Origin of the sequence: Stieleria varia, assembly GCF_038443385.1 — a bacterium.
Taxonomy (GTDB): Bacteria; Planctomycetota; Planctomycetia; order Pirellulales; family Pirellulaceae; genus Stieleria; species Stieleria varia.
In genome coordinates this window covers 4,731,250-4,743,401 of the sequence record NZ_CP151726.1, presented here as the reverse complement: position 1 = coordinate 4,743,401, position 12,152 = coordinate 4,731,250, and the positions used below count along the sequence as shown (strand labels likewise).

The window sequence follows — 12,152 nt, the reverse complement described above, 5'->3', positions numbered from 1 at the left end:
CCTATTGACTATCTCAATGGATCGCGCGATTGCAGTGAGCAAGCAGTAGCGACTATCAAAGTCGCGGTGCTCACATGGTTTTTCAAACGCGTGATGCGAAACAATCCGGCAAGCAACGGATTCAATTTTCACAGACATACAAGGAGACCACCATGAGCCTCGAGACAACCAACGACCTGAACAAAGAAACCCTCGATGGAATTCAAGACTTGATCCAAGCCAACCTCGATTCGGAAAAGGGATTCCGAGAGGCAGCCGAAGTGGTCGACGACATTCACTTGACCGATTTGTTCACAAGAATGGCGGAAACACGGCATGAACTCGCAACCGAGTTGCAGTCTCATGTGCAAATCAGCGGTGGCCAGCCGCGTAAGGAAGGGACATTCCTTGCGGCTCTACACCGATCGCTTCTGGACCTACGTGCCAAGCTCAACGGCGGGGATGCGACCGTGATCCTGATCGAAGCCGAGCGGGGTGAAGACCACATCAAGCATGCCTACGAAGATGTCTTGAAAAAGACCACGGGCAGTGTGCTGAACGACGTATTGCTTAGCCAATACTCGGTGGTCAAGAAAGGGCACGACGCGATTCGCGATCTTCGAGACGCGTTCAAGGCGAAATGAACGCGTTTGGTGTTGCCAATCATCCTGAGCCGTGACACCTGAGCGGCTTGTTGCTTTCGTCCGTGTTGGATATTCAATGACTGTAGGATGGGCACTCTTGCCCGTCAATGAATGTCGAAGAGTGACCGACCTACATCTAAGTCAACAAGCCGGTAAGCGGCCGGGGATTTCAACGTTACGCACACACTCCACAGTGTAATGCTTTAAACGGCAATTTTCGTACTCTGTTCCTCTGACTCCTGCGAGTGAAAATCTTCCACCCGATCATTCGGAATGGTGACGTCACCGAGGAAGTTGTAGTAGTGGATGCCGTCAATGATTCCCGCAGCATGAGCGCGGTCAGAGAAATACACTCTGGGTGATCTTCTCAACCGCTCCAGCTCGGGACTGTAATTTGCGACGACAACGCCAAGTGTTTGTCCGAGCAACATTCCCGCATCGTTGCCGCAGTCGCCCGCGACGAGAACGTTTTCCGGGGCGAATCCCCATTTCCACAATGCATGACGAATCGCGGAATCGCCTCCGCCACGCACAGGCAGAATGTCCAGATAAACTCCCAGCGACAGCATCACAGTTGCTCGCACGCCAGCTTCTCGCAATATCTTGCGAATCACCGTCACCTTGGGGCATATCTCAGGATCGATCTGGTAGCTGATTTTAAACTGGGACTGATTGGATTCAGGTTGCATGAACACACCCGGAACATCGTTCAACGCGTTTCGGATCTCATCGGGTTTCCAAGCGTAACCGATCGACTTTCTCCACGATCGATCTTCCGTCAAGTTGTCGCCATAGTGAAGTTGTGTCCCCGCATCCGTGGCGATCAAGTCCGGCCGCGGTAAATGCAAATCTTCTATCAACTGCATCGCACTATCCAATCGCCGGCCGGTCGCGATTCCAAACCCGATGTTCTTGTGCGAGTTGACCAGTTCAACAAACTCGCGCAGCGAATGATCGTCTCCGGTCAGGGTGTTATCCAAGTCCGTCACAATCAATCGATCAAACTGTGGCAAGCGGCGAACCGGACGATTCACGCCTTCGGTTGCCGATCCCTGCTTCACGAACTCGCCCACCACATTCAAATACCTGGTGGCATGATGCTCCCAAGAATAATGTTGCCGAGTGCCTTTGATGCCTGCATCTGACCATCGCATCCATTGTTCGGGGTCCGACAAGCTGGCGATCAGCTTGTCGCGGATGTCGCCATCGTTGAGTGGGTCAATCAGCAAACCGTTTCCGCAATTACCGATGATGTCGTTGGGGCCGCCATCATGAGTCGCAACGATCGGCAAACCGGTCGCGCCGGCTTCCAGCAGCGTCAATCCAAATGGCTCGGTCAACGCCGGATTGACGAAAACACCTTTTCGTTGAGCGGCCAAACGATACAGGTCAGGGATGTCTTGCGAGGCATGCGTCTTGGGGTAGGCCACTTTGCCATACAAGTCATACTTGTCAATCAAAGCCAGAATCCGCTCGATGACATGACGCTGTGCTTTTGGCAGCGAATCAAGATCCTCACGCGTCCCCAAGATCAGCACGAGATTGGCCAGTTTCTGCAACTGGCTCGATTCGCCATAGACACGAACCAAAGACTCCAGATTCTTTCGCTCATCGGGACGTGCCAACGTCAAAATCATCGGCTTGTTCTGATCAACCAGAAAACGGGCGATCGACTTGGCGATGTCGGGCTCAGACTCGGTAGGATTGGTTGGCGTGAATCGCGTCAAATCCACGCCCGGTGGAATCACGTTCATTCGAGACGGCACATAATGATCGTACAGTGCATACTGATCCTGAACCTCTTGATGCGTGCTGGTCACCACCATCGAGGCGGTCTCCAAGGCGATCTCTTCTGCCTCAATCCGCTGAGTGAATTGATACTTTCGCTCCAGCGACTCCGGATTCTTGTGTCCGATGGACAGACGCTGTTGCTTCACTCGGCCGAGAGAGTGGCCGGTAAACACATAGGGCAAATGCAGCAAGCGAGCCAACTGAGCCCCTGCCATGCCTGCGTCCGCATAATGACCATGGAGCAGATCCGGAACACTGGTGCGTTTGAAGTGAGCGAGGGTCTGATCGACAAACATTTCGATGTACGGCCAGAGAGCTTCCTTTCGCAAATAGCGTTTCGGGCCGAATGGGATTCGAACGATCCGTGCTTTGTCCGAAATCTGCTCTTCCGGAACCGAATACTGCTTGTCGACCTTGGGATCAAAGATCTGTCGGGTCAGCAATTCGACTTCGTGAACATCGCTTCGACGGGCGAGCTCTGCTGCTAACTCCAGCACATACTTGATTTGTCCTCCCGTGTCAGCGTCACGTCCATATTCAACGTCCTGAGAACGAATGAGCCCGTGGAGGCTGATCAACGAAATCTTAATGGTCATGTCCGGGGATAAAGAAATAGGGTAACAGGGACGGCACTAGATACGACCCAGAGCATTCAGCTTGACGCATTAAGTTCTAGCAAAACTGTCGAGCGTGTGTTGCCGACTCGTTTCCGATGCTGCAAATCAGCCGATGTTTGATGTGGTGGATCTCGCCATCAACTCGTTGTGGCGGGAATTCTGGCGAGTCCCATTACGGATTGGTGGTTCGTTGGGAATTCTGGCGAGTCCCATTGCGGGTTGTTGGCAGCACTTCGTTGGTCGCGGAATCAACCACGCCTGGGGTCTTCGTCGTCGAAGATTCCTGGACAATCAGGGGGAAGCTGAGTCCGTGAACGGTTTCAATGGAGATGGTGGTTTCGGTAATCATTGCACTTGATAGCTCTCGATGGCACTTGATTTGAGAAGATAAATAAACCACCTTCATGTGGAGCAACTTGCGTTCCTTTTGCCTAATCGTTTCGGTTTCATTTCACTTTGGAGCAGATAAAATCAGTTTCATTAAAAAAATACGGGTTCTCGCGACAGACCTCGATGGCACGCTGATACCGCTTGGGAACAAGAACGAGCATCGGGAGTCGATGATCCAACTTGGTCGATTATTGACCACACATGGAGTTCGGCTTTGGTTCGTCACCGGCCGGTCGTGGGAATTGACCCAGCATGCGATTGCACAATACGACTTGCCTGTGGCCGACCGAGTCATCTGTGACGTAGGCACTCGCATTCTGCAGCATCGCAACGATCGACATGTTGAGATTGATGACTACAGATCGCGGATGCTGGAGATCCTCGGCAATTGGTCCGCAGCGTCGATTCAAGAGAAAGTCCGCGAACTCGGCATTCCGCTGGTATTGCAACCGCCGGAGAAGCAAACATTAGCGAAAATCAGCTTTGATTTTCCGCATGATCTGTTCGATCAAGTTCATGAGGGAGTGCAAGACTGGTTGAGCGAGAGCGGGGCACCGCTGTCAATGGTGACCAGCCGTTGTGTGGATACCGGTACCGGACTACTGGATCTTTTGCCCGAGAACGTCGACAAGTCCTATGGGCTGCGATGGTTGCTGCAACAGGAGTCCATCGCAAGTGACGAGTTGGTCTTCGCGGGCGATTCCGGAAATGACGCCGCAGTGGTTGCCAGTGGCGTGAACACGATCCTCGTCGGTAACGCCGATCCACAGTTACGTTCGGTCGCTCGCGCACTTGACCGAGCCAATATTTTTCAGGCAACCAGCGATTCCACCAGCGGTGTGCTGCAAGGAATCAAGCACTTCATCCTTTCATCCAACTGACGCAAGAACGAAACAAGCGAAGCAAAGATGTACGCAGAATCTCTCGGCAGCCGCAAGAGTCTCGGGGATGTGGATGTGCTTTACCACGAAGGAGTCTACCACCTCTTTCATTTGGTCTTGCCCAACCACGATTTCATCGCCCACGCGGTCAGCGACGACTGTTTTCATTGGCGACGCGTCGAGAACGCGTTGTTTCTCGGGCACCCAGGTGCCTGGGATGACTCAATGCTGTGGACGATGCACGTTTCGCCACATCCGTTTCAAGCAGGTCGTTGGAGGATGTTTTACACCGGACTGTCGCGATGCGATCGGGGACTGAAACAACGTCTAGGCATGGCCGAGAGTGACGACTTGTTTCATTGGAAAAAAGCTCCTGTGCACTGGACTGACCGTCGAAGCGAGCTGCCGTACAAGCTGCCGACTCGAAAGGACCAGCCGCTGTTCGATCGCGACGAAGCAAGCTGTTATCCGCTCGCTCCCGACCCTTCTTACTACGAGTCCTCGATCGACGAAGGACGCAGTTGGGTCTCTTGGCGAGATCCGTTTTATTATCGTGAGGGAGACAGCGGATTCTTGCTCTGCGCAGGACGCGTCAACGAAGGACCCATTGTTCGCCGTGGTTGCGTGGCCGTCTTGGAAGAGACCTCCGAGAACCACTTCGTCGCTCGACCGGCGCTGCATCACCCAGGACTGTACGATGATGTAGAAGTCCCCAATTTGTTTAAGATCGACAACGAGTACTATCTCATCGGCAGCATCCGCGAAGATGCCAAGATTCGATACTGGCATACCGAAGCGATCGGAGAACATTGGCGAAGCTATCACGACAACGTCTTGTTGGCCGCTGGAAACTACGCTGGCCGGATCTGCAAGGATGATCAGGGGTACCTGCTGTGGAACTTCTACACCGCCAATAGTGACGATCGGATCACTCAAAACCTGATGCCGCCCCCCAAGCGACTCTATCGATTGCCCAACGGCTACTTGCGAGTCAAGACGTTTGAAGGATTTGACAATCGCGTGCTGCATGAATTGAGCACCAAGCGGATGTGCACGCTGAAAAAATCACGCGATGGTGACTTTTGTTTGGTCGGAGAAGAACAACTCACACTGGCGAGCGAGTCGGGTTTCCAAGCGTTCTTGTTCGATGACGACGTCGACTGCTTTCGTCTCTCAGCCAAACTGGATATCGAAGGTCTCGGAAAATGTGGCCTCGTGTTTCGAGTGAACCGAGAGACGCATGACGGATACTACTTGTCGTTGGACTTGACCAAAGGCGTCGCCCAATTGCGTGCTTGGGGAACAGGCCCGGAGGAAAGCGGCGAGTCGATGATGCAGTTCAGATCGCTCCAGCAAGCATTCTGGGACAACCCCGATCGCGGTGTAGCGAGCTTCAAGCTGATCGCCCTGGGCAGCTACTTGGAGCTTTCCATCGATGGTCGCGTCATTCTGTCACTGGCTGATCAAACCTTTCAACGTGGTGCCGTCGGTGTCTACGTCGAAAGCACCGTGCTGACGATCAGTAATGCGAAACTGGAACGACTGAGCACCCCGACGCAGTCCGACGAACACTTGACCGTCGGCTGAACTCCACGTAGCCGCATCTCTCGGGACGCGAAGTTTCGAGCCTCGGGGGTGTGAAATCAATAAGTGACGGATTTCGCAAGCGGACGAGGTCACGAGTCCCGTACTCCAGGACTCGTAACCTCATCCACTACGCCAGCAATAGATTTCACGTCCCGAGACGCTCGGCTACGTGCGTGGCGGATCGGGTTGCTGCCAGACGCTCATGCCGCCATCGACGTACAGTGTTTGCCCGTGGATGTGAACCGCAGCGTCGGACAACAGGAACACAGCCGCGCCGCCGCAAACCTCCGGGCCTGGCACCTGACCGTTGGGTGTGTGCATTCGCATCCATGCATCAAGGCCTGCGTCTTGATTCAAGACGTCCGTCAGCGGCGTGCGGACTAAACCCGGTGCGACCGAGTTGACGCGGATGCCGTGGGGTGCCAAGGCAACGCACAGCGAGCGTACCATCGCCGCCACGGCGCCTTTGCTGGTGTCATAGGCCGTATGGACCGGCTCGGACAGCAGCCCGTTGATCGATCCGGTGAACAAGACGCGACCCGCGACGCCGTCGCGCACCCACCCACGTGCCAACGCTTGTGTGAGGAAATATCCGGCGGTCACGTTCAGGTGCATCGTTCGCATGTATCGAGCGTAATCCATTTCCAAGTACGGCACGTCGATGAAGGTCCCGGCATTGTTGACCAACAGATCGATCCCCGGCATGGTGTTGTTGACCGAGCTAATCAAGTCGTCAAGGTAAGACTCTGGTTCTTGAGCCAAGTCAACGATCATCAACTCTGCGGCAACACCGCGCTCACGACAACTAGCTAATGTGGCTTGCGCAAACTCATCGTCGCGCAAGCCAGTGATCAGGACATCGGCACCCGCTGCGGCGATCGCGATTGCCATCGCCGCGCCGACACCTTGTGTTCCACCCGTGATCAAAGCACGGTGACCGGTCAAATCAAACAAGATGTGTTCTCCGAAATTTGAAACAAGTACGTCAGGCTTTCTAGCCTGACATATCCCGAGCCTGGGCTGTTCAAAACTCGGGGTTGTGGCACTATGGCGCTCCGTAAGTTTCTGTCACCTCTCCCGGCGCAGTTGGTGGCCCCCAGTGAGCCTCAGGCGCTAGCCGTGGGCCTGAGGCGGATGGTGGTGCCGGCCCACGGCTAGCGCCTGAGGCTCACTCTGATTGCGATGCATCGGACAAAAACATGAACTGAAAAAACAATGTCAACACCAAATTTTGAACAGCCTACCCCGAGCCGCCCAGCCGAACAATTCTACACGAGCGCAATTCGTTTTTTCAGGTTTGATGTCAGCCTGGAAAGGCTGACGTACATAAAGGCTGACGTACATTGAACACGAAAAGCTCGAGGCGTCTTTCGACGCAGCTCGAGCTGTTCGTTTGCGAGGACCGTTGTCTAGACACCGACGCTTGGTGCACAGTCCTCGCAGTTCCTCCGCCCATCGGATGAATTGGTGTGCTTAGCGGACTGGCAAAGCTCGTCGGGAGACAGGGGCCGGTGCTCCGGAATGGTCGACCGTTTCGCTTTGATAGCTCATCGGTGCGACCGATCCGGTCACAGGTGCCTGTAGCGCAGGTGGTGTTGGCAACAGGATGCTGGCTTCCGCCTTGGGCATCAGTGCCGGATTGTTGATTGCCTCGGGCGAGAACATTTCTCGCGGTGTGCCCATTTCGCTCAAAGGCACTTCATCCATATTCAGGTCAGAATCGGCTGGTACCCAATCCAATTCCGTCGGGTTTGAGGAGCCCATCGGTCCATCGAACATCATCTCCGACGGTGGCACGTGTGCTCCCACGCTCTCGGCACCTGAGCCGGTGATTTGCACGGCGGCGTCACCGTCTCGCACTGGACCGGTTCGCACGACACCGGGACGTGTCACGCCGTATTGCAGTTGGTATCCCGCTGCTCGTTCCCGTGCTCGCTCCAGTGCGTCCAAGTACGCTTTGCTGTTCCAAACGCCTTCACGCAAGGTGATGGCACTGTTGGCAAGCATCGTTCCCTTGAGGTATTCGACGTAGTTGAGCGACTTGTTGTACTCGGTCAACGCTCGATAGTAGGTGATCTGTGCATCGGCACGACGTTGTTGACTTTGCAGGACCACGTTCACGGCGCTGAGTCCCTTTTCGTACTCGATCAAACGCGCTTCCACTTCTTGCTCGGCGGCCTGCCAACGTTGTGCGTTGGTTTGCACCAGTTGATAGTGAGTCGAAACTTTGGCGACGGCGTCGCTGAGTTGGTTCACAGCCATTCGCTCGGCTTCTTGCAAGAAGGTTTGTGCTTGTTGCAATCTCAACTTCGCATTCTGTACGCGGGCCAGCTCGCGAGCGGATCCGATCGGGGTCGGGGTGAACTCTAGACGAACGCCAAGCTCTTGATATTGGCCGCCGGTCAACTCTGCCAGAGCACTGCTGCCCACGGCGGGGAAGTCGACGTCGCGACGGTTCGGTGGTCCCAGCGTGTCGCCCACACCGACCCAACGATACAAGAATGACAGGTTGACATCCGGCAGGATTTGATTCTTTGCCAGCATCAATTCCAGCTCGTTTTGCTTGATGCGATACTTGTTTTGACGCAGTTCGGGACTGAGGTACAGCATTTGAGCGACGGATTCATTCCAGTCAAACTCCAGACGAGCCAGCGAGGGCTCATTGATCGGGCGAATCAGTCGTCCATCGGTGGCTTCCAGTCCGATCAAGGCACGCAGGGCGCGTTCGCGACCGTATACACCAAGCTGATCGTCACCGGGCAGATTCGATCCCGCCAGTGCGGCTTGAACACGGGCGCGGAATTGAAAGTACTGTTCTCGGGCTTGCGATAGTTCTTGGATATTTCCAACGCCTTCTTCGAACTGCAACTCGGCAAAGCGTTGGGTTGCCTGGGCACTGTTGCGACCAATGATCGCGGTCGATACGTTCCGGTAAGCTACATACAGATCCCAGTAGGCGTTCTCGACGTCGCGGACAAGGTTGCGGACTTGGATTTCAAAGTCGGCGACCGAGATGTCTTCGTTCAAACTCGCCAAGACGACGGGCGTGCGGTTGATCAGCGTTCCACGGTTTCGCATCAGTGGATGCTGAATCTGTGCTTCCAAGATGGCGGTGTAGTCGCTGCCCACGGCTCGACCAGCGATCGTCCCGGGAGCTGCCTGGGATTGCGTCAGTGTGTTGTTGGCGCTGTACAGGACTTGCTCCCGCAATGTGGCGACGCCGCCGGTTGCAAGTCGCTTGCTCAATGCCGCCTGCTGCGTTGCGTTTCTCGCCGTTGCGAACTGCGGGTTGATGGTGTTGCCAGCACCGACGTTCTGAGCACGGTCGGTGGTCGAGAAATCGATGAACGAACTGGCTTGGGCGTCGAACTCCGCCAATGCGTCCTCCACGCCGCCGACTTGGTTGGCACGCACGACACCACGAGGCAGCAAGCGGTTGCCATTGCCATCGATAGCCAGTGGTGCCGATTGGGTCGTCGTCTGCTGAATGGCAACGTCGTAGACGCTACCAAACTGCTCCGATTGGCCGCTGACAAATTGGGTCGCGATGTTCTGACGAAACTCCGCAGTCCCACTGGTGGTGAGAAAGAACTTGGAATTCTGGAGCGCCATGGAGACGCACTCTTCCAGCGTCAGGTTCCAGAACTCATAGTCGTGGTTGCCCAACGTCAGCGGAGCCAGTGTTTGCAACGTACCTGGCAAGCTCTCCACCTGCACATCGGGATACTCGATGGCAGTGGCGGCGTTGAGGTAGTGCTGCAAGTCCGGGGACTCGTTGAGGAAGAACGGTTGCGTTTGTGCGCAACCGGTCGCCAACAAGACCGCGAGGCCTAGCTGCAGAAATGCGGTATATCGAAACAAAGAGCGATTCATGCCCTGGGCTTCCCTTGGTCATCGCGTTCCGGCGCACCTCGAGCGCACCAGTCAGCGTTAGACGAATAAAATGGAAAGCCCCCCCACAAAGTCTCTCGCGGCACCCTTCGGTGTCGGTCGAGACTTTGCCCGAGAGTGTTATCGGCGAGCGACTGGGTAAACTTTGACGGTTATTAAGAATTTTCTGATTCGCGATTTCGATGCAAGCAATTCGCGTAGCCGAGCCTCTCCGATGCTCGGAATTTCGCGTCTCGGGGAGACGCGACTACGTGCATTGTCCAGTCTTGACTGGGCTGTTCAAAATTCGGGGTTGTGTCTTTATGGGTTTGCGCAAATTCATGTCCCTACTGCCGGCGCAGCTGGTGAACCCAGTGAGCCTCAGGCGCTAGCCGTGGGCCTGTGGCTGCCGGCGCAGCTGCTGGCCCCAGTGAGCCTCAGGCGCTAGCCGTGGGCCTGTGGCTGCCGGCGCAGCAGGTGGCCCCAGTGAGCCTCAGGCGCTAGCCGTGGGCCTGTGGCTGCCGGCGCAGCAGGTGGCCCCAGTGAGCCTCAGGCGCTAGCCGTGGGCCTGTGGCGAATTGTGGTGCCGGCCCACGGCTAGCGCCTGAGGCTCACTTTGATTGCGATGCATGGAACGAAAACATGGACTGAAAAAACAATGTCAACGCCAAGTTTTGAACAGCCCAACACTAGCCTATGGCTCGATCGGCTCTGGCAGCGTCTTTGCAGGCGGAGTCAACTCGGGAAGTTCGGTTTCGCTCTTGGGGACCAACTCCAGCGGCAGGGAATCTTCCAGCTGCAAGACTTCGCTCTTGTCGTACATCTGCTCGTCCGAGAGGGCTCGGCTCATGTCGATACCCTCTTCGCTGCTCAGTTCTTGACCCGCTTTATCTAATTCCTCAATGTCTTGATTGATCAAAGCACGAACGGATTGGCTGCGGTATTCGACGGCATCGCGATCGGGTCGTGGGCCGACCCGCAATGCTTCCCAGGGTTTGGGAAAGAAATAATGATCGACCACGCGGGGGCAATTCCCGTTGTACAGCCCGGCATGCTGAGCTTTGTGCCACGCCATGGCTTCTTGGCTCGACGGAGCGATTTTATATGCAATCTTGCCCATCAGGTTACTGGGGCGATTGTACGTGCGGCGATAATCAGGTTTCAGGTTGTTGCCGACCGGGCCTATGAGATCGACCCGAGGACGGACGGGATAGCTTTGCCGATCTGGGTGATGCGCCATCAAAAATGTGGGCAACAACATTACCAACAAACAACCGGTAAGCCTGGTCATGGTACGATCCGTCGTGAAACACGATTGAGAAACATCGTTTGCGGGAATCCTTTCCGCGCAATCCAACAGCAGCAACCGTATGATCGGCGATGCCGGGACTGATCAAGGAGTCTTCTGCGAATCTCGCGTGTTGAATCAATCGCTACGAATCTAACAGTGATACCGGATGAATCGATCGGCGTCGGCGTACGCATGACGCCGGTGCTTTGCGTGTTTCACGACAGGCACTTCACTCACGGAACTTGGTGGAGGTCGCAATTAGTCGTATAAGCGAATGCGAGGGAGCGGGGCCTGTCTGCACAAGTAAACGTTTGGAATTGGCAAGACGTTTGACGGGGCACGCTATCGACTTGGAAAGTCGAGCGACGATTGTCGTTCGACTTTCCAAGTCGACAACGAACGCCACCATCCGCCCCAAAACAAATCATACGTCCGGGACCGCGTTCCACAGCGTCACCGCCCCCCACGGAACTTCGGGGAAGGTCGAGCAGATCCGTTAAGCCGAATGCGAGGGAGCGGGGCCTGTCTGCACAAGTAAACGTTTGGAATTGGCAAAACGTTTGACGGGGCACGCGCTATCGACTTGGAAAGTCGAGCGACGATTGTCGTTCGACTTTCCAAGTCGACAACGAACGCCACCATCCGCCCCAAAACAAATCATAAGTCCGGGACCGCGTTCCACAGCGTCACCGTCCCCCACGGAACTTCGGGGAAGGTCGAGCAGATCCGTTAAGCCGAATGCGAGGGAGCGGGGCCTGTCTGCACAAGTAAACGCTTGGAATTGGCAAAACGTTTGACGGGGCACGCGCTATCGACTTGGAAAGTCGAGCGACGATTGTCGTTCGACTTTCCAAGTCGACAACGAACGCCACCATCCGCCCCAAAACAAATCATAAGTCCGGGACCGCGTTCCACAGCGTCACCGTCCCCCACGGAACTTCGGGGAAGGTCGAGCAGATCCGTTAAGCCGAATGCGAGGGAGCGGGGCCTGTCTGCACAAGTAAACGCTTGGAATTGGCAAAACGTTTGACGGGGCACGCGCTATCGACTTGGAAAGTCGAGCGACGATTGTCGTTCGACTTTCCAAGTCGACAACGAACGC

The 12,152-nt window shown here is 55.4% G+C and carries 8 protein-coding genes; 3 read left to right on the top strand and 5 right to left on the bottom strand.

Features of this window, described 5'->3' with window-relative positions; all coding sequences use genetic code 11:
- The first annotated feature begins 152 nt into the window (after positions 1-152).
- Positions 153-623 (top strand): PA2169 family four-helix-bundle protein, encoded by a 471-nt coding sequence (locus Pla52nx_RS15980; RefSeq protein ID WP_146522668.1) that lies wholly within the window; start codon positions 153-155, stop codon positions 621-623.
- 203 nt (positions 624-826) lie between these two features.
- On the opposite strand, the gene Pla52nx_RS15975 is transcribed toward Pla52nx_RS15980, so the two are convergent.
- Both Pla52nx_RS15975 and Pla52nx_RS15970 read right to left on the bottom strand, forming a co-directional pair.
- Positions 827-3,010, bottom strand: coding sequence for an HAD-IIB family hydrolase (locus Pla52nx_RS15975; protein ID WP_146522667.1), 2,184 nt, complete (start codon positions 3,008-3,010; stop codon positions 827-829).
- A 193-nt stretch (positions 3,011-3,203) separates the two neighbouring features.
- Positions 3,204-3,380: a hypothetical protein gene (locus Pla52nx_RS15970; RefSeq protein ID WP_342190419.1), complete on the bottom strand. Its 177-nt coding sequence runs from the start codon at positions 3,378-3,380 to the stop codon at positions 3,204-3,206.
- Positions 3,381-3,435: 55 nt separating this feature from the next.
- On the opposite strand from Pla52nx_RS15970, the gene Pla52nx_RS15965 reads away from it, so the two are divergent.
- Both Pla52nx_RS15965 and Pla52nx_RS15960 read left to right on the top strand, forming a co-directional pair.
- Positions 3,436-4,302, top strand: coding sequence for an HAD-IIB family hydrolase (locus Pla52nx_RS15965; protein ID WP_146522666.1), 867 nt, complete (start codon positions 3,436-3,438; stop codon positions 4,300-4,302).
- A gap of 27 nt (positions 4,303-4,329) precedes the next feature.
- Positions 4,330-5,889, top strand: coding sequence for a glycosyl hydrolase (locus Pla52nx_RS15960; protein ID WP_146522665.1), 1,560 nt, complete (start codon positions 4,330-4,332; stop codon positions 5,887-5,889).
- A 165-nt stretch (positions 5,890-6,054) separates the two neighbouring features.
- Here the strand turns inward: Pla52nx_RS15960 and Pla52nx_RS15955 are convergent, their stop codons facing one another.
- From Pla52nx_RS15955 to Pla52nx_RS15945, 3 genes are all read right to left on the bottom strand, one after another.
- Entirely contained in the window at positions 6,055-6,843 is a 789-nt protein-coding gene (locus tag Pla52nx_RS15955) for an SDR family NAD(P)-dependent oxidoreductase (protein ID WP_231742493.1), read from the bottom strand.
- Between the two features lie 519 nt (positions 6,844-7,362).
- Positions 7,363-9,762, bottom strand: coding sequence for a TolC family protein (locus Pla52nx_RS15950; RefSeq protein WP_146522664.1), 2,400 nt, complete (start codon positions 9,760-9,762; stop codon positions 7,363-7,365).
- 691 nt (positions 9,763-10,453) lie between these two features.
- Positions 10,454-11,050 (bottom strand): hypothetical protein, encoded by a 597-nt coding sequence (locus Pla52nx_RS15945; protein ID WP_146522663.1) that lies wholly within the window; start codon positions 11,048-11,050, stop codon positions 10,454-10,456.
- Positions 11,051-12,152: the final 1,102 nt, after the last annotated feature.